The 21,478-nt window shown below is 65.8% G+C and carries 22 protein-coding genes; 6 read left to right on the top strand and 16 right to left on the bottom strand.

Annotated features, from left to right (window positions below; genetic code table 11):
• Nucleotides 1-24 precede the first annotated feature (24 nt).
• Together JQ617_RS31810 and JQ617_RS31805 are read right to left on the bottom strand one after the other, a co-directional pair.
• Nucleotides 25-1,356 (bottom strand): MFS transporter, encoded by a 1,332-nt coding sequence (locus tag JQ617_RS31810; RefSeq protein WP_063686673.1) that lies wholly within the window; start codon nt 1,354-1,356, stop codon nt 25-27.
• A gap of 144 nt (nt 1,357-1,500) precedes the next feature.
• A complete protein-coding gene (locus tag JQ617_RS31805; RefSeq protein ID WP_212029744.1) occupies nt 1,501-2,400 on the bottom strand; it encodes a transcriptional regulator GcvA in 900 nt (299 codons plus the stop codon).
• 110 nt (nt 2,401-2,510) lie between these two features.
• On the opposite strand from JQ617_RS31805, the gene JQ617_RS31800 reads away from it, so the two are divergent.
• Complete coding sequence (locus JQ617_RS31800) at nt 2,511-2,714, top strand: DUF1127 domain-containing protein (RefSeq protein ID WP_063686677.1); 204 nt, start codon at nt 2,511-2,513, stop codon at nt 2,712-2,714.
• A 94-nt stretch (nt 2,715-2,808) separates the two neighbouring features.
• Nucleotides 2,809-3,432, top strand: coding sequence for a GNAT family N-acetyltransferase (locus tag JQ617_RS31795; protein ID WP_212029743.1), 624 nt, complete (start codon nt 2,809-2,811; stop codon nt 3,430-3,432).
• A 56-nt stretch (nt 3,433-3,488) separates the two neighbouring features.
• On the opposite strand, the gene JQ617_RS31790 is transcribed toward JQ617_RS31795, so the two are convergent.
• On the bottom strand, nt 3,489-4,328 hold the full coding sequence (locus JQ617_RS31790) for an oxidoreductase (protein ID WP_212029742.1): 840 nt from the start codon (nt 4,326-4,328) through the stop codon (nt 3,489-3,491).
• A 120-nt stretch (nt 4,329-4,448) separates the two neighbouring features.
• On the opposite strand from JQ617_RS31790, the gene JQ617_RS31785 reads away from it, so the two are divergent.
• Nucleotides 4,449-5,339, top strand: a complete 891-nt coding sequence (locus JQ617_RS31785) for a LysR family transcriptional regulator (protein WP_212029741.1) — start codon at nt 4,449-4,451, stop codon at nt 5,337-5,339.
• Between the two features lie 88 nt (nt 5,340-5,427).
• Here the strand turns inward: JQ617_RS31785 and JQ617_RS31780 are convergent, their stop codons facing one another.
• The 3 genes from JQ617_RS31780 to JQ617_RS31770 all read right to left on the bottom strand — a co-directional run bounded on the left by JQ617_RS31780 (nt 5,428) and on the right by JQ617_RS31770 (nt 7,571).
• Entirely contained in the window at nt 5,428-5,598 is a 171-nt protein-coding gene (locus JQ617_RS31780; RefSeq protein WP_212029740.1) for an RNA polymerase sigma factor region1.1 domain-containing protein, read from the bottom strand.
• Nucleotides 5,599-5,885: 287 nt separating this feature from the next.
• Nucleotides 5,886-6,716 (bottom strand): enoyl-CoA hydratase, encoded by an 831-nt coding sequence (locus JQ617_RS31775; protein WP_212029739.1) that lies wholly within the window; start codon nt 6,714-6,716, stop codon nt 5,886-5,888.
• Between the two features lie 153 nt (nt 6,717-6,869).
• On the bottom strand, nt 6,870-7,571 hold the full coding sequence (locus tag JQ617_RS31770) for an SDR family oxidoreductase (RefSeq protein ID WP_212029738.1): 702 nt from the start codon (nt 7,569-7,571) through the stop codon (nt 6,870-6,872).
• A gap of 221 nt (nt 7,572-7,792) precedes the next feature.
• On the opposite strand from JQ617_RS31770, the gene JQ617_RS31765 reads away from it, so the two are divergent.
• Together JQ617_RS31765 and JQ617_RS31760 are read left to right on the top strand one after the other, a co-directional pair.
• Entirely contained in the window at nt 7,793-9,577 is a 1,785-nt protein-coding gene (locus JQ617_RS31765; RefSeq protein WP_212029737.1) for an acyl-CoA dehydrogenase family protein, read from the top strand.
• A gap of 42 nt (nt 9,578-9,619) precedes the next feature.
• Nucleotides 9,620-10,708, top strand: coding sequence for a Zn-dependent alcohol dehydrogenase (locus JQ617_RS31760; RefSeq protein WP_063686691.1), 1,089 nt, complete (start codon nt 9,620-9,622; stop codon nt 10,706-10,708).
• Between the two features lie 141 nt (nt 10,709-10,849).
• On the opposite strand, the gene JQ617_RS31755 is transcribed toward JQ617_RS31760, so the two are convergent.
• The 8 genes from JQ617_RS31755 to JQ617_RS31720 all read right to left on the bottom strand — a co-directional run bounded on the left by JQ617_RS31755 (nt 10,850) and on the right by JQ617_RS31720 (nt 19,135).
• Nucleotides 10,850-11,203, bottom strand: a complete 354-nt coding sequence (locus JQ617_RS31755) for a nuclear transport factor 2 family protein (protein WP_212029736.1) — start codon at nt 11,201-11,203, stop codon at nt 10,850-10,852.
• Nucleotides 11,204-11,377: 174 nt separating this feature from the next.
• On the bottom strand, nt 11,378-12,850 hold the full coding sequence (locus JQ617_RS31750) for an amidase (protein WP_212029735.1): 1,473 nt from the start codon (nt 12,848-12,850) through the stop codon (nt 11,378-11,380).
• 262 nt (nt 12,851-13,112) lie between these two features.
• The gene (gene mbfA / locus JQ617_RS31745) at nt 13,113-14,084 is read right to left on the bottom strand and encodes an iron exporter MbfA (RefSeq protein ID WP_212029734.1); all 972 of its coding nucleotides are present in this window, start codon (nt 14,082-14,084) and stop codon (nt 13,113-13,115) included.
• A gap of 67 nt (nt 14,085-14,151) precedes the next feature.
• Nucleotides 14,152-15,300, bottom strand: a complete 1,149-nt coding sequence (locus tag JQ617_RS31740) for an alpha/beta hydrolase (protein WP_212029733.1) — start codon at nt 15,298-15,300, stop codon at nt 14,152-14,154.
• 218 nt (nt 15,301-15,518) lie between these two features.
• The gene (locus tag JQ617_RS31735) at nt 15,519-16,388 is read right to left on the bottom strand and encodes an MBL fold metallo-hydrolase (RefSeq protein ID WP_212029732.1); all 870 of its coding nucleotides are present in this window, start codon (nt 16,386-16,388) and stop codon (nt 15,519-15,521) included.
• A 14-nt stretch (nt 16,389-16,402) separates the two neighbouring features.
• Nucleotides 16,403-17,014 (bottom strand): glutathione S-transferase family protein, encoded by a 612-nt coding sequence (locus tag JQ617_RS31730; RefSeq protein WP_212029731.1) that lies wholly within the window; start codon nt 17,012-17,014, stop codon nt 16,403-16,405.
• A 180-nt stretch (nt 17,015-17,194) separates the two neighbouring features.
• Nucleotides 17,195-18,037, bottom strand: a complete 843-nt coding sequence (locus tag JQ617_RS31725; RefSeq protein ID WP_063686704.1) for a fumarylacetoacetate hydrolase family protein — start codon at nt 18,035-18,037, stop codon at nt 17,195-17,197.
• Between the two features lie 249 nt (nt 18,038-18,286).
• Nucleotides 18,287-19,135 (bottom strand): MBL fold metallo-hydrolase, encoded by an 849-nt coding sequence (locus JQ617_RS31720; protein ID WP_212029730.1) that lies wholly within the window; start codon nt 19,133-19,135, stop codon nt 18,287-18,289.
• 121 nt (nt 19,136-19,256) lie between these two features.
• Between JQ617_RS31720 and JQ617_RS31715 the strand changes: the two genes are divergently transcribed.
• Entirely contained in the window at nt 19,257-19,688 is a 432-nt protein-coding gene (locus JQ617_RS31715) for a DUF3775 domain-containing protein (RefSeq protein WP_145656618.1), read from the top strand.
• Between the two features lie 4 nt (nt 19,689-19,692).
• Here JQ617_RS31715 and JQ617_RS31710 read toward each other — a convergent pair whose 3' ends face one another.
• Together JQ617_RS31710 and JQ617_RS31705 are read right to left on the bottom strand one after the other, a co-directional pair.
• Complete coding sequence (locus JQ617_RS31710) at nt 19,693-20,682, bottom strand: NADPH:quinone reductase (RefSeq protein WP_212029729.1); 990 nt, start codon at nt 20,680-20,682, stop codon at nt 19,693-19,695.
• Nucleotides 20,679-21,461 carry an SDR family oxidoreductase gene (locus JQ617_RS31705; RefSeq protein WP_063686725.1) on the bottom strand — a complete coding sequence of 261 codons (783 nt, stop codon included), beginning with the start codon at nt 21,459-21,461 and terminating at the stop codon, nt 20,679-20,681. The genes JQ617_RS31710 and JQ617_RS31705 overlap by 4 nt, the downstream gene beginning before the upstream one ends.
• Between the last annotated feature and the right edge of the window lie 17 nt (nt 21,462-21,478).

Raw genomic sequence — 21,478 nt, 5'->3', positions numbered from 1 at the left:
AAGCGGGGAGAGGTGAAGACCTCCTCAATGCCCCGCAACCGGCTCGGCCGCCGTATCATAGGTCGGCACCGCCTTGCCGCCGCCGCGATACACAATCGAAGCCGCGATGATGCCGAGCAGCGCGGCGAACATCAGCCAGGCGCCGGGCGCAGCCTTGTTGCCGGTGTATTCGATCAGCCAGGTCGAGGCGAACGGCGTGAAGGTGCCGAACAGCGCGGCGGCGAGCGCAAAGGCGAGCGAGAAGCAGGTGGTGCGCACATGCGCCGGCACGATCTCGACCAGCGCGCCGAGCATGGTGCCGCTGTACATGCCGAAATAGAACGAGAACATCATCTCGACCGCGAGCAGCTTGCCGAAGGTCGGCGCGGCCACCAGCCAGGACAGCGCGGGGTAGGCGGTGAGGAGCGAGAGCGAGGCGATCGCGATCAGCACCGGCTTGCGGCCGATGCGGTCGGACAGCGCGCCGCCGACCGGGTTCCAGATGAAGTTGGTCACCGCCACCAGCAGTGTGACCAGCAGCGCATCCTGCGTCGACAGCTTCAGCACCGTCTTGCCGAAGGTCGGCGTGTAGACGGTGACGAAGTAGAATGTCGTCGTGGTCAGGATCGCGATCATCATGCCGAGGATGACGATGCGCCAGTTGGCGAGCGCGGAGGCGAACACTTCGCGCGCGGTCGGATGCTTCTTCATGGCGAGGAAGGCCGGGGTTTCCTCCAGCGTACGGCGCAGGAAGAAGATCAGGGGAATGATCAGGCAGCCGACGAAGAAGGGAATGCGCCAGCCCCAGGCGGCGACCGTGTCGGCCGGCATCACCTCGGAGAGGAGATAGCCGAGGATCGAGGCCACGAAGATCGCGACCTGCTGGCTCGACGACTGGAACGAGGTGTAGAAGCCGCGATTGCCGGGTGTCGAGATCTCCGCGAGATACACCGACACGCCGCCGAGCTCGACGCCGGCGGAAAAGCCCTGCAGCAGGCGGCCGATCAGCACGATGACGGGCGCCGCGATGCCGATGGTCGCATAGCTCGGGCAGAACGCGATGACGACGGTGCCGATCGCCATGATGCCGAGCGTGACGATCAGGCCTTGGCGGCGGCCGATGCGGTCGATATAGGCCCCGAGCACGATGGCGCCGACGGGGCGCATCAAGGCGCCGAGCCAGAACACGCCGAACGTGTTGAGCAGCGACGCCGTCTCGTTGGTCGAGGGGAAGAACGCCTTGCCGATCGCGGCGGCGTAGAAGCCGAACAGGAAGAAATCGAACTGCTCGAGGAAATTGCCGCTGGTGGCGCGCAGGATCGCGCCGATGCGCGACTTGATCTCGGGCGGATTGGTTGAGGCGGCTGGTCCAGCCATGACGTTGCTCCCCTTGGAAAGGCGTGGCCGGACCGGAACTCATTTCACGGCAAGGCGACAGATTAAGCTGCGACAATCTGTCCTACCCCTTCCCGCGCGGGGCGGGGGGAGTCAATCGGTTTTCGGGAGGAAACTGATGATTTTTCAGGCCTTATTTTGCGTTGCAGCGACGATCCATTGGCGGAACGCGGCAAGCTTCGGCGCCTCGCGGCGGCCCTCCGGCGCGACCAGGTAGAAGCCGGCATCGGCCGGCAGCGCGATCTTGAAGGGCACCACCAGCCGGCCCTTGGCGATGTCGTCCTGCACGTAGGAGGTTCGCCCCATCGCCACGCCGATGCCGTCGATCGCGGCCTGGATGGTCATGAAGATCATGTCGAAGGTGATGCCGGGCTGCCGCGCGATATCGGCCGGCAGGCCCGCCGCCGTCAGCCAGAGCCGCCAGTCGTCGCTGTTGGCGTTGGAGGTGTGCAGCAGCGGGTAGCCCTTCAGATCCTCCGGCTGTCGCAGCGGCTTGTCCCCGCGCAGCAGCGAAGGGCTGCACACCGGAAACAGCTCGTCCGCCATCAGCCAGTCGGCGCGCAGGCCCGCCCACTGGCCGCGGCCGTAGCGGATCGCGGCATCGACGTTGTCGCGCTGGAAGTCGACGAGGCTCGTCGAGGTGGTGATGCGGACGTCGATGCCGGGATGCTGTTCCTGGAAATCAGTCAGCCGCGGCAGCAGCCATTTCGCCGCGAGCGAGGCCAGTGTCGACACCGTCAGCACCTTGTCGTCGTCCTTGCGGAGCAGACGGTCGGTGGCGAGGCGGAGATCGTTGAAGGCGGCGCGGACGCCCGGGAGGTAGTCGCGCGCCTCCGGCGTCAGCGCCAGCGCGCGGTTCTGCCGGACGAACAGGCGGATGCCGAGCTCTTCCTCGAGCCGCCGGATCTGATGGCTGATCGCGGTCTGGGTCACGTTCAGCTCGCTGGCCGCCAGTGTGAAGCTGAGATGGCGCGCGGCGGCCTCGAACGCCCGCAATCCGTTCAGGGAAGGCAATCTGGCAGTCATCTGGCAGCAGGATGCATGACGTTATTTCATGCGAAAGGGTACAAATTGTCGTTTGTCGCAGCGCACTGGGAGGCAGATATTAGCGGTCAAGTTAGCTCAAGGAGCTGAAAATGTCTACTTTGACCCACAATTCGATGACAAATCATCATGCGCCCGGGCTGATCCAGCAGATCGGCGAGACCCTGCATGTGTGGCACGAGCGTTACCGCACAAGGCGCGAGCTCACCAACTGGACCGCGCGTGATCTCCACGACGTCGGGCTGTCCTGGTCCGACATTGCCTACGAGGCCGACAAACCCTTCTGGCGGGCCTGATTGGCCGCCAGGCCGGCGCCGCCTGATCACAGGGGCGCCGGCGGTCCCTTTTTCCTTGTTCCGTCTTCCTCTGGTTCCCTTGGGGGCATGTGTCATGAGCAGCCTTCGCCTCGAAGATCTCAAGCAGTATTCGGACACGCTGCAGACCCGGCAGGGTGAGCGGCTGAACGTTCGCTTCGTCGAGCCGCGCGACACCGAGGAGCTTCAGCACTATTTCCGTTCGCTCTCGACCCGCTCCCGCTACAGCCGCTTCTTTGGCGCGATCAGTGAATTGCCGAAGGGCCTGCTGCACGATTTCCTCGAGGTCGGCGAGCGCGATCGTTTCACCGTCGTGGCGACCAAGATGGTCGATGGTTTCGAGACCATCGTTGCCGAAGCGCGCTATGCCCTTCATGCCGAGACGTCGACGCTCGAATTCGGCCTGTCGGTTGATGACCGCTGGCAGGGCCATGGCATCGCGACCGCACTGATGAAGAATCTCGAATGCCGCGCCGCCGCGCTCGGCGCCGAGCACATGTTCGGCGACACGCTGCGCTCCAACGAGACCATGATTTCCCTCGCGCGCAAATCCGGCTTCATCTTCGTCAACCACCCCGACGACTGGAAGCTGGTGCGCTTCGACAAGGAGATCAGCGTCGCGCCGAAGGACATTCCCTGCGCGAGCTGGCGCCTCGCCGCCCTTTCCCGTCAGGCCGACAGCCCCTCAGCCTCGGCCTGACACCACTCCAAGCCCGGCCCTGGCCAAGCCAGAGCCGGGCATTTTTTTGCCTTCCCTCAAGCGCTGTCGCTGGTGAAGTCGGTCGAGGTCGCGACCGTGCGCCACTCGGCCAGCTCCTTCGCCACGAAGGCGTTCTTCGCTTCGATCCGTTCCACCGTGTCGCTGCCGAGCGGCAGCCGCATCGGCGGGGTCCTGGCATCGGCGAGCTTCAGGAAGGCCTGCGCCAGCTTGCGCGGATCGCCGCGCTGGCCGCCATTGACGTCGGCCGCATGCGCGCGGGTCTTGCCGACGCTGTCGCGATAGTCGTCGATCTGCATGGCCGTGCGCGACAGCGAGCTTTCGTCGAGGAAGTCGGTGCGGAAGAAGCCCGGCTCGACCACGGTGACCTTGATGCCGAGCGGCGCGACCTCGCCGGCCAGCGCTTCGCTCAGGCCTTCCACCGCAAACTTCGTCGCGCCATAGACGCCCCAGCCGGGATAGCCGGTGTAGCCGCCGACCGACGAGATGTTGATGATGTGGCCCGAGCGCTGGCGGCGCATATGGGGCAGCACGGCGCGGGTGACACCGAGCAGGCCGAACACGTTCGTGCCGAACAACTTTTGCGTTTCGGCCTGGCTGGCCTCCTCGATCGCACCCAGCAGGCCGTAGCCGGCATTGTTGACGAGGATGTCGATGCGGCCGAACGCCTTCACGGCCTGGCCGGCGGCCTCGTGCGCCTCGGCCTCGCTGGTGACGTCCAGCCGTGTGGCCAGCAGCCGCTCGTGAGCGCCGAGCCGCGCAGTGACGGTGGACGGATCGCGCGCGGTGGCGACCACGGCGTCGCCGGCCTTGAGAGCTGCCTCGGCGATCAACGCACCAAATCCGCGCGAAGCTCCTGTGATGAACCAGACACGCATGGTGTTGTCCTTTCCATTTGGGCCCGGCGATGTGCCGAAGCCGATGGGCAAGGTGTAGCGGCTCGCCATAACTGAGATAATCCGCTATATATTCGGTAGGATACTGAGCAAAATTCATCAATGCGGATCGACCCGTCCGACCTCGCGACCTTCCTCGCCATTGCCCGCCACCGCAGTTTTCGCGCCGCGGCGACCGAGCTTGGCGTGACGCCCTCGGCGCTGTCCCATGCCTTGCGGAATATCGAGGAGCGGCTCGGCCTGCGCCTCGTCAACCGCACCACCCGCAGCGTCGCGCTCACCGAAGCCGGCGAGCGCCTGTTCGCCCGCATCACGCCGGCCTTCCGCGACATCGGCGACGCGCTCGAGGACCTCAATAATTTTCGCGGCAAGCCCGCCGGGACGCTGCGCTTCACCGCCGCGCGCCAGTCGGCGCAGCTCGTGCTGCTGCCGATCGTAACGCGTTTCCTGAAGCAATTCCCCGACGTCGGCGTCGAGATCGTGATCAACGATTCCCTGATCGACATGGTCGCGGCCGGGTTCGACGCCGGCGTGCGCTTCGGCGAGACCATTGCCGCCGACATGATCGCGGTGCCGATCGGCCCGCGGCACCGGTTTGCCGTGGTCGGCTCGCCTGCATTCTTCAAGACGCACAAGCCGCCCGCCACGCCGCACGACCTGAATGGCCTGCCCTGCATCCGCTACCGCTTCACCTCAGGCGCGCTCTATCACTGGGAGTTCGAGCGCGGCGGCATCGAGCTCGCCATCGATGTCACGGGCCCGCTGACCATGAACGACCAGGATCTGATGGTCGATGCGGCGCTCGACGGTGTCGGCCTCGCCTACGTCTTCGAGCAGCAGGTCGAAACGCTGCTCGCCAAACGCAAGCTGGTGCGCGTGCTCGCCGACTGGTGCCCGGCCTATCCCGGCTTCTTCCTGTACTACCCCAGCCGCCGCCAATTGCCGGCCGCGCTGCGCGCGTTCGTGGATTTTGCGCGGGCGCCCGCGAAGTAGCCCGGATGGAGCGCAAGCGTAATCCGGGATTCGTGCCGCATGCACAGACTGCCCCGGGTTTCGCTTCGCTCCATTCAGGCTACGAAGGCTAGTCCTCCTCGATCCGAATATCCCGGTCGCTTAGAGCTGTGAGCACTGCTTCGATATCTTCCGGCTTCGCCTCGGCGGATGGCATCAATTCGTTCAGCTCACGGAAAGTAACGTAGCCGGACTTCTCGGCCAGAATGACGGCCTTCCGGACCACCTCAGACCAATCCATTCAGCTCTCCCGAAAAAGGGCTCCTACTATATGGAATGATCGAGTGGTCGGGACAGCGTAGCCTGGATGCAGCGACTGGTTCCCCGTCATCCCGAGGTGCGAGGCATGGGACGCCACGCGTCCCATGGGAGCCTCGAAGGATGTACGGCCCCGGTGTTTCTGCGCTCGGTTCCTCGCCGCGACACTCGGGCCGTCGCCCTTCGAGGGCCGCTGAAGGAGCGGCCACCCCGAGCGACAACGGCTCCGCCGTTGCGCGGGGGGTGACGGTCGGAGAGTCTCGAATGCCGCTACTTCCCCGTGAACACCGCCTTGCGCTTCTCGATGAACGCCTGCACCGCCTCCTTGTGATCGGCAGTGGTCGTGAGGCGAACCAGCCGCTCGGCCTCGTGATCCCGCGCGGTCTCGAAATCGAACAGCACGGCTTCGTCGAGATTGTCCTTCATGTAGCGCAGCGCGAGGCGCGGGCCTTCGGCGAGGGACTTTGCCAGCGCGAACGCTTCGGCCTGCAATTTGTCGCCGGGCACGACGCGGTTGACGAGGCCGATGGTCTCGGCGCGCGCGGCATCGACGCGGTCGCCGGTGAACATCAGTTCGCGCGCCTGCGCGGTGCCGACCAGCCGCGTCAGCAGCCAGGCGATGCCGTAATCGCCGCTGAGCGCGATGCGCGCATAGCCGGTGGCGACGAAAGCGGATTGCGCGGCGATGCGGATGTCGCAGGCCATGGCGATGGCGAGCCCGGCGCCGACCGCGGGACCGGGGAGGGCGGCGATGGTGGGCTTGCGTACCGACACCAGCGCGCCGGTCAGCAGACGCTGCCGCTCCTGCAGGTCGGCGATCCGGTCCTGCAGCGACATCGCCATCTTGTTGGGATCGCGATGCGCGCCCATGCCCTTGACGTTGCCGCCGGCGCAGAACGCCTCGCCCGCGCCGGTGAGCAGGAGCGCGCCGACATTCGGATCCTCGGCGCAGGTCCGGATCATGGTGCGCAGCGCCGGCGTCAATTCGTCCGATAGCGAATTGCGCGCCTCCGGCCGGTTCAGCGTGATGATGGCGACGCGGTCGCGGATGACGCAGAGGAGCTCGTTGGTGCCGGTATCGACGGTGGTTTCCGTGGTCATTGATCCTCCCTGCTTTTGTTGTCTCTTGTAGGGTGGGTTAGCCGAACAGATGTGCGAAGCGCATCTGCTCGGCGTAACCCACCACTTCTGCCGCCGCGGAGATTAGAGAGGTGGGTTACGCCTTCGGCTAACCCACCCTGCGGCAGTCGTGTCTCAAAACTTCTCCACCCAGGGCCGCAGCTCCAGTTCCCAGCTCCAGGCGCTGCGCGGCTGCTGCAGCACGTTCCAATAGCTCTCCGCGATGGCATCGGGATCGAGCATCGATTCCGGCTTGTCCTCCGGCTCGGTGCGCGCGGCGCTTCGAATGCCGCCGTCGATGACGAAATGCGCGATATGGACGCCCTGCGGCGACAGCTCGCGGGCCAGGCTCTGCGCAAGGCCGCGCAACGCGAACTTGCCCATCGCGAACGAGGCCGACTGTGCATAGCCCTTGACGCTGGCCGAAGCGCCCGTGAACAGGATCGCGCCGTGCTTGTTCGGCAGCATGCGTTTTGCCGCCTGCTGCGCCACCAGGAAGCCGCCATAGGCACTGATCGCGATGGCGTTCGCGACGTCGGCCGGCACCTGGTCGACGAACGGCCCGCGGGTGCGGCCGCTGGCGTTGTAGACGACGACGTCGGGCGTGCCGATCTCGCGCTCGACCAGGCCGAACAGCCGCTCGACCTCCTCCGGGTCGGTGGCGTTGCAGGCATAGGCCTTCGCGCCGGTCTCGGTGCAGAGCGCCCCGAGCTTCTCGATCTTGCGCGCGGCCAGCGCGACGCGGATGCCTTGTGCGGTCAATAGCCGCGCCAGCGAGGCGCTCAGGCCTTCACCGGCACCGACGATAAGGGCGATCTTGTATTTCGGATGTTCCATGGCGCGATCTCTTGGGACAGGGTGCGGCTGATCTAAGCATGGATCACGCGGACGACCACCCGGGTCGATCACAATTCCGCAGGGCGAATTGCTCCTTCGCGGCGATCATGCCTCCCTGACAATTTGCGGCTTTATCGGTCCCCGCAGCTGGAGCATGATCGACATCATTCAACGCGGCAAGCGGTAAGAATTGCCGTCGGGCGGAAACGAAGAGGACGATCATGCACAAGCCGGTCACAGCGCAGCCGAAGAATGTGGCGGCCGGGCAATCGGGCCTGCTGGCACCGGATACGTCCGGCATGAATTTCTACCGCGCCGATCCGGCGCTGACGGATCTGCTCCGCATCCATCTGCCGGACAATCTGTTCCGCCACATCGAGCCGCATCTCGATCGGCTCGGCGAGATGGCCGGCGGCGCGCTCGACGAATGCGCGCGGCTGGCCGACCGGCACACGCCGGTGCTGCACCAGCGCGACAAGTTCGGCCGCGACGTGCAATGGATCGAATATCATCCCGCCTATCGCGAGCTGGAGAACGCCGCGTTCGGCCGGTTCGGCATCCACGCGCTCTCGATCCGCAAGGGCATCATGGGTTGGCCGGACAAATATCCCGTCACGGCCAAGCACGCCTTCACGTTTCTTTTCAACCAGACCGAATTCGGCATGGGCTGCCCGATCAACGTCACCGACGGATGCGCCAAGCTGCTGGCGAATTTCGGCGACGAGGCGCTGAAGGCGAAATATCTCGACGGCCTGACCTCGACCGACATGAGCAAGCTGACGCAAGGCGGCCAGTTCATGACCGAGAAGGAGGGCGGCTCCGACGTCGGCACGCTGACCACGCGCGCCGTGCAGGAGGGCGACCATTGGCGCCTTTATGGCGAGAAATGGTTCTGCTCGAATGCCGATGCCAAGGTCGTGATGCTGCTGGCGCGGCCCGAGGGCGCGGGGCCGGGCACCCGCGGCGTCGGCCTGTTCCTGATGCCGCGCTTCCTCGACGACGGCTCGCAGAACCACTACCGGATCGTGCGCCTCAAGGACAAGCTCGGCACCCGCTCGATGGCCTCAGGCGAGATCAAGCTCGAGGGTGCGATCGCCTATGCCGTCGGCAAGCTCGATCGCGGTTTCGTGCAGATGGCCGAGATGGTGAACTCGTCGCGGCTGTCGAACGGCGTAAAATCCACCGCGCTGATGCGGCGGGCCTATCACGACGCCATGACGGTGGCGAAGAACCGCGTGGTGTTCGGCCAGCGCATCATCGATCTCCCGCTCGGCCGTCGGCAGATGCTCAAGATCATGCTGCCGGTCGAACAGGCGCTGTCGATGAGTTTCCTCACCGCCGACGCGCTCGATCGTGCGGAAGCCGGCAGCCAGGATGCGGCGGCGCTGCTGCGCATCCTGACGCCGACCCTGAAATTCCGCGCGACGCGCGATGCGCGCAAGGTCTGCGGCGACGCGCTCGAGATGCGCGGCGGCATCGGATATATCGAGGAATTCGCCACGCCGCGCCTGCTGCGCGATGCGCATCTCGGCTCGGTCTGGGAAGGCACCGGCAACATCGTCGCGATCGATGCGCTCCGGCGTGCGGTCGGCCGCCACGGTGCCGAATCCGCGCTCGCTGCCGACCTGCATGCCCGGCTCGACGACAGCGCCTCGGTGCCGCAGGCTTGGCGCGACCATCTGCGCGGCCTTGTCGATCGCTCAGTCGGCTTTGCGCGCGAGGTCGCGGGCAAGTCCGAGCACGAGGCCGATGCGCGCCGCGCCACCAGCCTGCTCTATCACGTCGCAAGCGCGGTCGCGCTCGCCTGGGAAGCGCATCGCATCCACGAGATGCGCGGCGATGCGCGCCGGCTGCTGCTGTCGCGCCTCGTGATCGACCACCGGGTGTCGCCGAGCGATCCGTTCCGGCTGACGGAAAATGCGACTCAGGCGAAGATCGCGGCGCTGCTGCTCGGTGAGCGCGATGCCTCCATGAGCGAGGTTGGCGAACTGGTTCTGGCAGCGTAGGCTGCCCGCCACCAACCAAAGAAAAGCGATAGGGAGTGCTCGATGAAGGCCGCCGTCCTCCATGAAGTCAACAAACCGCTGGTCATCGAGGATGTCAGCCTGCCGAAGCCCGGCCCGCGCGAAGTGCTGATCCGCACCGCGGTTGCCGGCCTCTGCCACTCCGATTTGCACTTCATGGAAGGCCTCTATCCGCATCCGCTTCCCGCGGTGCTCGGGCATGAATCCGCCGGCGTCGTCGAGCAGGTCGGCTCCGACGTCACCTATGTGAAGCCGGGCGATCACGTCGTCACCTGCCTGTCGGTGTTCTGCGGCACCTGCGACAATTGCACCACGGGCCGCACCGTGCTCTGCACCGACACGACAGTCAAAATGATGCCGGGCGTCTCCAACCGGATGCAGTGGAACAGGTCGGAGAAGCTGCACCAGTTCCTCAACCTCTCCTCCTTCGCCGAGCAGATGCTGGTGCACGAGAACGCCATCGTCAAAATCAGGAAGGAGATGCCGCTCGATCTCGCCGCGCTGATCGGCTGCGGCGTCATCACCGGCTACGGTGCGGTGGTGAACACGGCGAAGGTGACGGCGGGCGAGACGGTCGCGGTGATCGGCTGCGGCGGCGTCGGCATGGCCGCGATCAACGGCGCGCAGATCGCGGGTGCCGGCCGCATCATCGCCATCGACACCAATCCGGCCAAGCTCCAGCTCGCGACCAAGCTGGGGGCCACCGACATCATCAATCCCGCCGACGGCGACGTCGTGAAGCAGGTGCGCGATCTCACCAATGGCGGCGTGCATCATTCCTTCGAGGTGCTCGGCCGCAAGGAGACCGCCGAGCAGGCGTTCGGCATGCTCACCTCCGGCGGCACCGCCACCATCGTCGGCATGATCCCGTTCGGCCAGAAGATCGAGCTGCACGGCTTCGACTTCCTCAGGGAGCGCCGGATCCAGGGCTCATCGATGGGCTCCAACCACTTTCGCGTGGACATGCCGCGGCTCGTCGATTTCTATCTGCGCGGCCGGCTGCATCTCGAAGACTGGATCTCGGCCAAGCTGAAGCTCTCCGAGATCAACGAGGGTTTTGCCAACATGAAAGCCGGCAAGACGCTGCGCAGCGTGATCGTGTTCGACAGCTGAGCCACAACAAAGGTGTCATCGCCCGGCTCGGCCGGCGATGACAGTTCGTAGCCCGGATGGAGCGCAGCGCAATCCGGGACCTTTGCCGCGGATAGACGGACCCGGATTTCGCTGCGCTCCATCCGGGCTACAGGAGAATCCTCACCGCGACACGTGGGCGGACACCGCTAGCCATTTGCCGTTCTGCTTCGCCCAGCAATCGGTGTACCGCCCGGTCGCCTGCTGGCCGTCCGCTGTGGTGTAGCTCGTCGCCGCGTGGATGATGGCGACGTCGCCGATGATGCGGATGATGACGTCGTAGGCGTGCAGGTTGCGGATCGCGATCGGCCGGGCCGTCTGCTCCAGGAAGGCGGCGCGGTCGACCAGCGTCTTGTCGGGGTTGGAGCAGTAGAACTCCGGCGCCAGGATCTCGTCGAAGCGCTTGACGTCGCAGTTCTGCACCGAAGCGACATAGTCGTGATTGAGTGCGGTGAGCTGTTCGAGGTCCCGGCTCATGTTGCTTCCTCCCTGTCATTCCGGGGCGCGCGAAGCGCGAACCCGGAATCCCGACGCTATCTTACTCCGTCATTGCGAAGAGTCCGTAGCCCGGATGGAGCGAAGCGCAATCCGGGGTCTTTGCTGCGGATGGACTGTCCCGGATTTCGCTACGCTCCATCCGGGGTACGAGACCTAATCGTCGAACATCCTGGGCGGCACGAACCCGCCGTACTCCCGCTCGATCAGCTCGGCCAGCTTCAACGGTGTGCGGTCCTCCAGCCACGGGCCGACGATCTGGACGCCCACGGGGAGCTCGTCCGGCGCGAAGCCGGTCGGGATCGCGGTCGAGGGCAGGCCGGGCAGCGTCGCGATGCCGGGCCAGGCGAGCTGATCGGTATAGACGTGCGCCTTGCCGTCGATGCTGATCCGCCGCTTCTCCTGATCCGGCGCATGGTCGTGCGGATAGGCCGGCGTCGGCATAACGGGGCAGATCACCGCGTCGAACGACTTGAACAGCTCGCGCCATTGCGCCCGCAGGCGGGTGCGCCCGTGGTTCGCCGCCTGCCAGTCGCGATGGCTGAGCGCGATGCCGCGCAGCCGTTCCGCGGCGAGGCTGTTGTCGCCCTCGGGCAGCGCTTCGGCCGCCTTCTTCGCGCCCGCGTAGAGGTCCGGCGCGAAGGTCGCACCGAGGAACGACATCAGCATGCGCATGTAGAGCCGCGAGGACGCCGCGAAATCCGGCAGCAGCGGAGAGCTGCGCGCGATCGTCACGCCCGATCTGGCGAGATTGTCGGCGAGCGAGTTGATGGTGCCGCGCACGACCTTGTCGGTCGGCAGCACCGGATCGGTGTCGATGACCAGCACGCGAAAATCCTTCAGCGCTGTGTGGCGCGCCGCCGGCAGTTCGAGCCGGTAGGCCAGCCCCGCGTCGATCGGATCGGGGCCGGCCATCACGTCGAGCACCAGCGACAGGTCGGCGGCGCTGCGTGCCATCGGGCCGATCACCGAGAGATCTCGCTCGAACGGCAAGGGCGGCAGTGGCGGCGGCGTGTGGCCGCGCATGGCGACGAGGTTGAAGGTCGGCTTGTGCGCATAGATGCCGCAATGGAACGCCGGCACCCGTAGCGAGCCGCCGATGTCCGAGCCGATCGACAGCGGGCCGTAGCCCGCGGCGAGCGCCGCGGACGAGCCGCCGGAGGAACCGCCGGGCGTGCGGCCGAGATCGTAGGGGTTGTTGGTGGTGCCGTAGATGTCGTTGTAGCTCTGCCAGTCGCCGAGCCCGAGCGGCACGTTGGTCTTGCCGACGATGACGGTGCCGGCGTCCTTGACGCGCGTGACCGGCAGCGCGTCTTCCTTGGCGACAAAATCCTTCTGCGCGGGAATGCCCCAGGTCGTCGGCAGGCCGGCGATGTTGTAGGATTCCTTCACCGTCATGGGCAGGCCGAGCAGCGGCTTGCGTTCGCCGCGGGCCAGGGCCGCGTCTGCCGCGCGCGCAGCGCCGAGCGCGCGGTCAAAGTCCCGCACGCAGATCGCGTTGACCTTGCCGTCGTGCCGTTCGATGCGGTCGATTGCGTCCTGCGTGAGCTCGACCGACGAGACCTTCTTCGCCGCCAGCGCGGCCGACAGCTCGACCGCGCTCTTGAAACTCCATTCCGATTTGGCCACCGCGCTTCTCCTGTTTCTTCTTGTCCAGGGATGATGCGCAGTTTGGCACAATGCCGCAACCGGCGTTTGATGGCGATTGATATGCCGGTGAGGTGGAGCGGACGGAGTCAAGAAGTCAGTGTCATCGCCCGGCTTGACCGGACGATCCAGTACTCCGTGACAGCAGTGATGGAGCCGATGGGCCGCGGCGTACTGGATTCCCCGCCTTCGCGGGGAATGACAGCGAGGGTGAGGCCCTGACGACAGCGGAACGCGACGCGGCCTACGCCGCCCCGATAACAATCCCCACCGCCAGCACGATGGCGCCGCCGAGCACGATCTGGAACACGGCCTGGAGGAACGGCGTGTCCATGTAGCGCGAGCGGATGAAGGCGATCGCCCACAATTCGAAGAACACGACGACGCAGGCGATTGCGGTCGCGATCCAGAACGCATTGGGCCAGCTGTCGGGCACGAGATAGGGCGCGGTGTGGCCGAGCCCGCCGAGCGTCGTCATCGCGCCGCAGGTGACGCCGCGCAGCCAGGGCGAGCCGCGTCCCGTCAGCGAGCCGTCGTCCGACAGCGCCTCCGCAAAGCCCATGCTGATGCCGGCGCCGATCGAGGCGGCGAGGCCGACGAGAAAGGTCTGCCAGTTCTGATGCGTGGCGAACGCCGCCGCGAACAGCGGGGCCAGCGTCGAGACCGAGCCGTCCATCAGGCCGGCGAGGCCCGGCTGCACATATTGCAGCACGAACATCCGCCGCCGCGTGCGGTCTTCCTCGGCGCGCACGTCGGGCTTCAGGATCTCGTCGGTGAGCGCGGCGGCGCGGTTTTCGTGATGCTTCTCCTCCTCGGCGAGATCGCCGAGCAGGCGGCGCACGCCGATATCCTGAGCCTGTTCGGCCGCGCGCGCGTAAAAACGCTCGGCCTCGAGCTCCATGGTCTCGACTTCTTTGCGGATGGTGTCGAGCGGCAGGTTCTTGGTCAGCCAGATCGGACGGCGGCGCAGGAAGCCTTTGACGTCCTCGCGGCGGATCGGCGGCAGATGCTGGCCGAAACGCTCCTCGTAGAGCTTCAGCAGCCGATGCCGGTGGCCGCGCTCTTCCTCGGCCATCTCCTCGAATATCTTTGCCGTATCCGGATAACGCTCGCGGAGGTCTTCCGCGAAAGTCATGTAGATGCGGCTGTCCTCCTCCTCGGAGGAGATCGCGACCGCCAGCACCTCGCGCTCGGTCAGTTCGGCAAAAGTCTTCACAGCAGCCCTGTTGCGTTAGTTTAGAATGATTCTAAACTATATAGGGCGCCGGGGTTCCCGGGTCAAATCAGGCGTTGCGTGCCTTCTGGAGAAAGTCGAGCAGCAACCGGCTCACCTCGGCCGGCTGCTCCTGCTGCACCCAATGGCCGGCGCCGTCGACGAGATGGCAGCCGAGCATCTTCGTGCACCCGCGCCCCTGCATCGCCTCGAACACGCCGGGCCGCTGATAGGTGCCCCAATCCTGCCTGCCGGAGATGAAGCACGAGGGCACGTCGATGCTGCGCCCCGAGAACAGCTGCATCTCGCTGTTGAGCGCGCCCGACGTGCCGTAGCGATACCATTGCAGGCCGCCCTGGAATCCGGTGCGGCCATATTCGGCGCTGTAATAGGCGAGGTCGCTGTCCGGCAGCCATTGGTTGGCGGCGATCGCGGTGGGCGAGGGCATCTCCTTCGCCACCGTCTCGGCCATGGTCTCGCCGGCGTCCATCACATAATAGGTCGGCAGCTTCGCCAGCTCGCCCGCGGACCACGACTTCAGCGGATACGGCTTGTTGTCGGCCCAGTCCGCGCTCTTGTGATGATAATAGGCGCGCAGGAAATCGTGCACGCCCTGCGGCGCATGCTGCATGTCCGCGTTGGCCGGACGCGTCGCGTAGTACCATTGATAGTGCTTGCGCGGACGCGGCAGCGCGGCGAGCTCGCGATGAACGGGGTCCTCGCCCGCAGGCTTTGCGGGCGCGTCGACCGTGTTGAAGGGCAGCGGCGGCGCGCCGCCGAACGGCGCGCTCATCAGCGTCACCGAACGGAACACGTCGGGCCGGATCAGCGCACACCACGCCGCGACCGGGCTGCCGAAATCGTGTCCGGCGAGATCGACCTGCCTGTAGCCGAACGCCGAGACCAGAGCGAGCGCATCGCGCACGAGGTTGAGGAGCGAGAACGGCGAGAGGTCGCCGTCATAGTCGGCGGTCCATCCCGTGGTGCGGCCATAGCCGCGCTGGTCCGGTGCGATCACGTGGTAGCCCGCCGCGGCGAGCGTGGGCATCACCTTGCGCCAGGAGAAGGCCAGCTCGGGAAAGCCGTGCAGCAGGAGGATGCAGGGGCGCCCCTGCGTCTCGAACCCGGCCTCCAGCACATGCATGCGCAAGCCGTTGATGCCGTCGACATAGCGCGAGCGGATTCCGGCGGGCAGGGGGATGTCGGGGAGATGGGCCATTTTGCTTCCTCGTCATGGCGGGGCTTGTCCCGGCCATCCATGTTCTTGTTGGCTGCTCGATTGTAAGAACGTGGATGCCCGGGACAAGCCCGGCCATGACGATGAGCAATCACCGTAGGGTGGGCAAAGGCGCGAAGCGCCGTGCCCACGAATCTTCGCAACGGCCCGGTAACGTGGGTAAGCTTCGCTTTGCCCACCCTACGGGTGCGGTGCCTTGGTCACACCGACTCACACACGAACGCGTTGCCCTTGCGCTTGATCGTGCCGACCGAGGGCGAGGGGAAATGCGCCGTGCAGCACAGCGTGTCCGTGTCGCAATAGCGTTCGAGAAAGCCGCGGCGCGTTTTCGCGGCGGCTGCGGGATCGACGTCGAACTTGATCGACAGCTCCGGATAGAGCGTCTGCAACGGCGAATGCATGAGGTCGCCGGAGAACACCGCGTCGTCCTTGCCGCGGCCCATCGTGAAGGCGACGTGGCCGGGCGTGTGACCCGGCGTCGGCAGGATGCGGACGTGATCGCCGATCTGATGGTCATTGCCGACGAGCTCGTGGCGCTTGGCCTCGACCACCGGCAATACGCTGTCGGCGAAGGGCGGAATCTCCGTCTTCGCATTCTCGGCGAACCAATGGTCGTATTCCTGCTTGGCGAAGACGTAGCGCGCCTTGGGGAAGGTCGGCACCCAGCGGCCGTTCTCCAGCCGCGTGTTCCAGCCGACGTGATCGACATGCAGATGCGTGCACATCACGAAGTCGATGTCACCGACCCCAAACCCCGCGGCGTTCAGCGCGCGCAGATAGGTGTCGTCAGTCTTCATGTTCCATTTCGGCCGATTGGGGCGCGGCTTGTCGTTGCCGATGCAGCTGTCGATCAAAATGGTGTGGTGCGGTGTCTTCACCACATAGGACTGGAAGCACAGCATCAGGACGTCCTGCTCGTCCAGCGCGCGTGCCTGCCGCATCCAGGCCCGGTTCTCGGCCAACACGTCCGGGGTCAGTCCCGGCAGCATCTCGAGCGCCGGGACGAACGATGTTTCCTGCTCGATGACGCGATGGATGGTGAGATCGCCGACCGCGTATTTCAGGCTCATGGTAGCTCCTGCGGTTATGCCGCCGGCGGCACCGAGATCTTCACGGAGGGCCGCTCCAGCATCTTCTGATGGAAGGCGTCGAGTTTCGGATAGGCCTTGCGCCAGCCGCAATCTGCGAAGCGGAAGTCGGCATAGCCGAGCACGCAGACGAGGCCGATCTGCGAGATGTCGAACGGGCCGTTCAGCACCTCGGGCATGTTCTCGAAGCGCGCCATGCCGGTCCAAGCCCGGTTCCAGTGGTCGTCCGACCAGGCCTGCCATTGCAGGCCCTGCGGCCGCACCATCTTCTCGTAGCGGCACAGCAGCATGGAATCGAGCATGCCGTTGATCAGCGAGTGGTTGGTCTTGGCCTTCCAGCGTCGCGGACCGTAAGCCGGGATCAGGCTGCCGCCGGCCAGCTCGTTGAGATATTCGACGATGACGTAGGAATCCAGGATCACGTCGCCGTCATTGGTGATCAGCACCGGCAGCTTCTTCAGCGGCGTGATCTTCGAATAGTCCTCGTTGACCGTGCCCGGCGCGACGGTCGCCGGCGTCAGCTCGATCTTGTCGATCAGCCCGAGCTCGATCGCGGCGATGCGCACCTTGCGGGCGAAGGGCGAGGCGGGGGAGAAGGTGAGCTTCATGGGGCTATTCCCTGCGGTCGATCTTGAGCGAACGGTGTCTCCTTCGTCATGGCCGGGCTTGACCCGGCCATCCACGCGTTTCCACGCGGTCAGACTGTGAGACGTGGATGCCCGGGACATCTTGAGCGAAGACGCGCTCCGCGCTTTTGCCCGGGCATGACGTGGTGTGGGGATCGCAGCTTACGCCGCGATGATCTCCTGGCGCTGCTCGCCGAGACCCTCGATGCCGAGCGTCACGACGTCGCCGACATTGAGGAAGGTCGGCGGCTTCATGCCGAGGCCGACGCCGGGCGGGGTGCCCGTGGTGATGATGTCACCCGGCAGCAGCGTCATGAACTGCGAGACGTAGGAGATGCACTTGGCCATCGAGAAGATCATGGTCTTGGTCGAGCCGGTCTGGCGGCGCTGGCCGTTGACGTCGAGCCACATCGACAGGTTCTGCACGTCCTTGATCTCGTCCTTGGTGGCGAGCCACGGTCCGACCGGGCCGAACGTGTCATGCGACTTGCCCTTGGTCCACTGACCCAGGCGCTCGGTCTGGAAGTTGCGCTCGGAGACGTCGTTGCAGACGCAATAGCCGGCGACGTAGTTCAGCGCATCCGCTTCCGAGACGTATTTGGCGCGGGTGCCGATGATCGCGGCGATCTCGACTTCCCAGTCGAGCTTGGTCGAGCCGCGCGGCTTCTCGACCGCATCGTTCGGGCCGGACAGCGAAGTGTTGGCCTTCATGAAGATGATCGGCTCGGTCGGGATCGCAGCGCCGGTTTCCTTGGCGTGGTCGCTGTAGTTGAGGCCGATGGCGACGAATTTCGAGATGCCGGTGACGGGCGCGCCGAAGCGCGGCTTGCCGGAGACGGCGGGCAGCGAGGCCGGGTCGATGGCGGCCAGCTTCTTCAGGGATTCCGGCGAATAGGCTTCGCCCGTGAGGTCCTTCAGATGCGCCGACAGGTCGCGCAACTGGCCGGATTTGTCGATCAGGCCGGGCTTTTCCGCACCCTTTTCGCCATAACGAACAAGCTTCATTCTCGTTTCTCCCTGAAAGATGGACCGATCGGTTAAATAGCTTCATGGAACAGGGCGGCGGGAAATTCAACCGCTCAAAACGGGGTGCATTGCAGCCCTCGAAATTCGGCGGGTGGGGCTAGGTCTCGTGCCCCGGACGCTGCGCAGCACGAAGTGATGCGCTGCAGAGCCGGGGCCCATTTTGCCGCATTCTGGGTCCCGGCTCTGCGGAGCAGCGTTGCACGCTGCACCGCGTCCGGGACACGGCGATCAGCCCAGCGCCACAAACCGGAACGCATCCCCGTCGCGCCTGATGTGCCCGGCTGAGAAATGCCCGCCGATCACCAGCGTCGGTGTGTCGGCAAAGCGGCCGAACAGCTCGGCCCGCGTCGCCGCCGACTGGGTCTGGTCCGAATCCGCGGTCGAGGACCAGTTCAGATGCGCCATTTGGCAGGGGTGGTGGGCGACGTCCCCGGTGAGCAGGCCCTGTTCGCCGTCGGATGTGATCAGGATGCTCATATGGCCGGGGCTGTGGCCCGGGGTCGGGATCATGCTGATCTCGTCGGACAGGCGGTGATCGCTAGGGATCAGATCGGCCCTGCCGGCATCGACGATCGGCTGCACGGAATCGCCGAACACGGCGGCCTTGTCCGGTTCGGTGGAATGGTCGCGCCAGTGCTCGTATTCGGTGCGGCCGAAGACGTAACGCGCGTTCGGAAAGGTCGGCACCCATTTGCCGCCGGCCAGCCGCGTATTCCAGCCGACATGGTCGACATGGAGATGCGTGCACAGCACCGTGTCGATGCTGTCGGGGGCAAAGCCCGCCGCGGTCAAGGTCTCCAGGAACGGCGTGGTGCGGTTATTCCAGGTCGGGACGTTGCGGCCCTGCTTGTCGTTGCCGAGGCCGGTGTCGACCACGATGCGGTGGTCCGGCGTCTCCACCACCAGCGAATGGATCGACATTTTCAGCCGGCCTTCTTCGGTCGCGAAATGCGGGATCAGCCAGGGCAGCTTGCGGATTTCCTCGTTGCCCGCCAGCGGCAGGATGAAGCGGGTCGAGCCGACCGTCTCCAATTCCACGACCTTGGTGATCCTGACCTTCCCGATCGTCCACTGCATGCGGCGCGCCCCAGATTTTCTTGCTTTCACGAAAGATGCGGCCTTCCGCTTGGGAACGCAATGGATCATCTGGTGCAGTGCCGCGTTATCGGGGGAACCCGGAAAAGTCCGAGAGGGAGTCATGCCAGAGCTTGCCATTTCCGCCGACAAGGTCGCCTTCATCATCGAGAAGGCGCGCGAATTCGACGTCAAGGAAGGCGCCTCGGATCCGGATTCCGGCTCCAATGCGGCCGACGATGACGAGATCGACGTGCTGCAAGACACTTCGTCCGATCCGGTCGCGGCCGAGCTTGCCGGCTTCATCCATGCGCTGAATGAAGACGAGCAGCTCGACCTGGTCACGCTGATGTGGCTCGGCCGCGGCGACGGCGAGGTGGAGGAGTGGGACGATCTGCGCGCCCGCGCGGCCGAGGCCCGCGCCGAATACAAGGCGCCGCGGCGCGAGGCGGTGCAATATCTGCTGGGCGAGCCGATGCTCGGCGATCTGCTCGCCGACGGCATGGACGAGCTCGGCATCGACTGGTCCGACGAGCGGACCACGCCGGTTTCTTAGCCCTTCACCGCGCGCAGTCGACGATCACGGTGCCGAGCTTGTCGCCCTTCTCGACGGCGAGATGGGCCTGCGCGGTGTCGGACAGCGCGAACTGCGCTGCGACATTGTGGATGCGCGGCCCGGCCGCCAGCCATTTCGTGATGTCGGTCTGTGCTGCCGCAAGCAGCGCGGGCGGCAGCGCGAACAGCACCAGGGTCCGCAGGTTGATGCATTTCTCCATCAGCTCGCGCATCGGGACTTCGGGAGTGCGGTTGCCGTTGGTGGCGTAGACCGCGATGGTGGAATTGAACGCCATCAGCTTCAGCGTCGTCGCAATGTTGCCGCCGAAATCGACATCGACGACGTGGTCCACGCCGCGCCCGCCGGTGAAGGCCATCGCCCTGGCGACGACGTCTTCGTCCTTGTAATTGATCACGAGATCGGCGCCGGCCTGCCGCGCCTGCTCGCCCTTCATCGCCGAGCTGATGGTCGCGATCACCTGCGCGCCGCCCCATTTCGCCAGCTGCACGGCGTAGTGGCCGACGGCGCCGGCACCGCCCGTGACGAGCACGGTCTTGCCAACGATCGGCCCGTCCGCGAACAGCGCGCACCAGGCGGTCATCGCGGGGATGCCGAGCGTTGCGCCTTGCGCGAAGGAGAGATGGTCCGGCAGCGGCGTCACCAGCTGCTCGGCGAGCGCGATATATTCCGCCGCGGTGCCGAAGGCGCGGCCGTTGCGCTGGCCGTTGAACAGCCAGACGCGGTCGCCGACCTTGAAGCGCGTCACGCCGTCGCCGACCTGGTCGACGAAGCCCGCGCCATCGCTGTTTGGAATGACGCGCGCAAACTCCATCGCGCGGTAGGAGCCGCCGCGCCGGCCGACATCGGCCGGATTGACGCCGGAGGCCTCCAGGCGAATGCGAACTTCGCCCGGGCCCGCGACCGGCGTCGCCATCTCACCATAGGTGAGGACGTCCGCCGCCGGTCCCGTCTGCTCGTACCAGACCGCCCTCACAACGTGCCGGGGAAGGCGCCGCCGTCGAGCAGGATGTTCTGGCCGGTGATGAAGCCGGCCTTGGCGCCGCACAGGAAGGCGCAGGCATAGCCGAACTCGTCGGGCTGGCCGAAGCGCCCCGCAGGGTTCAGCTTGGCGCGCTCGGCCAGGATCTGCTCGGGCGTTGTGCCGCGCTTGTCGGCCTCGGCCTTCGCCGTGCCTGTCAGGCGGTCGGTCTCGAACGGGCCCGGCAAAAGGCCGTTGATGGTGACGTTGTTGATCACGGTCTTGCGCGACAGGCCGGCGATGAAGCCGGTGAGGCCGGCGCGTGCGCCGTTGGAAAGGCCGAGAATGTCGATCGGCGCCTTCACCGCGGCCGAGGTGATGTTGACGATGCGGCCGAACTTGCGCGCCATCATGCCGTCCACGGTCGCCTTGATCAGCTCGATCGGGGTGAGCATGTTGGCGTCGATCGCCTTGATCCAGTCGTCGCGGGTCCAGTTGCGGAAATCGCCGGGCGGCGGGCCGCCGGCATTGTTGATCAGGATGTCGGGCTCGGGGCAGGCCTTCAGCACGGCCTCGCGCCCTGCCGGCGTCGTGATGTCGCCGACGATCTCGGTGACCTTGACGCCCGGATAGGCTTTGCGGATTTCGTCGGCGGTCTTCTTCAGCGCTTCGGCGCCGCGCGCCGTCAGCGTGACGTCGACGCCGGCTTCGGCCAGCGAGATGGCGCAAGCGCGGCCGAGGCCCTTGCTGGATGCGCAGACGATGGCGCGGCGACCTTTGATCCCAAGATCCACTGTTTCACTCCCGAAAA

It is taken from the genome of Bradyrhizobium sp. KB893862 SZCCT0404, from assembly GCF_018130885.1.
In the GTDB taxonomy this organism is placed as follows: domain Bacteria; phylum Pseudomonadota; class Alphaproteobacteria; order Rhizobiales; family Xanthobacteraceae; genus Bradyrhizobium; species Bradyrhizobium stylosanthis.
Note: the sequence above shows the minus strand (reverse complement) of the source record. Positions and strands in the feature narration are given on the sequence as shown.

Excerpts from the sequence above, each read along its gene's own strand:
- JQ617_RS31805 (WP_212029744.1), bottom strand. The coding sequence starts at position 2,400 with ATGACTGCCAGATTGCCTTCCCTGAACGGATTGCGGGCGTTCGAGGCC.
- JQ617_RS31785 (WP_212029741.1), top strand. The coding sequence starts at position 4,449 with ATGCGGATCGACCCGTCCGACCTCGCGACCTTCCTCGCCATTGCCCGC.
- JQ617_RS31735 (WP_212029732.1), bottom strand. The coding sequence starts at position 16,388 with ATGAGCCTGAAATACGCGGTCGGCGATCTCACCATCCATCGCGTCATC.
- JQ617_RS31800 (WP_063686677.1), top strand. The coding sequence starts at position 2,511 with ATGTCTACTTTGACCCACAATTCGATGACAAATCATCATGCGCCCGGG.
- JQ617_RS31810 (WP_063686673.1), bottom strand. The coding sequence starts at position 1,356 with ATGGCTGGACCAGCCGCCTCAACCAATCCGCCCGAGATCAAGTCGCGC.
- JQ617_RS31725 (WP_063686704.1), bottom strand. The coding sequence starts at position 18,037 with ATGAAGCTTGTTCGTTATGGCGAAAAGGGTGCGGAAAAGCCCGGCCTG.
- JQ617_RS31795 (WP_212029743.1), top strand. The coding sequence starts at position 2,809 with ATGAGCAGCCTTCGCCTCGAAGATCTCAAGCAGTATTCGGACACGCTG.
- JQ617_RS31755 (WP_212029736.1), bottom strand. The coding sequence starts at position 11,203 with ATGAGCCGGGACCTCGAACAGCTCACCGCACTCAATCACGACTATGTC.
- JQ617_RS31780 (WP_212029740.1), bottom strand. The coding sequence starts at position 5,598 with ATGGATTGGTCTGAGGTGGTCCGGAAGGCCGTCATTCTGGCCGAGAAG.
- JQ617_RS31730 (WP_212029731.1), bottom strand. The coding sequence starts at position 17,014 with ATGAAGCTCACCTTCTCCCCCGCCTCGCCCTTCGCCCGCAAGGTGCGC.
- JQ617_RS31770 (WP_212029738.1), bottom strand. The coding sequence starts at position 7,571 with ATGGAACATCCGAAATACAAGATCGCCCTTATCGTCGGTGCCGGTGAA.
- JQ617_RS31760 (WP_063686691.1), top strand. The coding sequence starts at position 9,620 with ATGAAGGCCGCCGTCCTCCATGAAGTCAACAAACCGCTGGTCATCGAG.
- JQ617_RS31715 (WP_145656618.1), top strand. The coding sequence starts at position 19,257 with ATGCCAGAGCTTGCCATTTCCGCCGACAAGGTCGCCTTCATCATCGAG.
- JQ617_RS31775 (WP_212029739.1), bottom strand. The coding sequence starts at position 6,716 with ATGACCACGGAAACCACCGTCGATACCGGCACCAACGAGCTCCTCTGC.
- JQ617_RS31740 (WP_212029733.1), bottom strand. The coding sequence starts at position 15,300 with ATGGCCCATCTCCCCGACATCCCCCTGCCCGCCGGAATCCGCTCGCGC.
- JQ617_RS31765 (WP_212029737.1), top strand. The coding sequence starts at position 7,793 with ATGCACAAGCCGGTCACAGCGCAGCCGAAGAATGTGGCGGCCGGGCAA.
- JQ617_RS31720 (WP_212029730.1), bottom strand. The coding sequence starts at position 19,135 with ATGCAGTGGACGATCGGGAAGGTCAGGATCACCAAGGTCGTGGAATTG.
- JQ617_RS31790 (WP_212029742.1), bottom strand. The coding sequence starts at position 4,328 with ATGCGTGTCTGGTTCATCACAGGAGCTTCGCGCGGATTTGGTGCGTTG.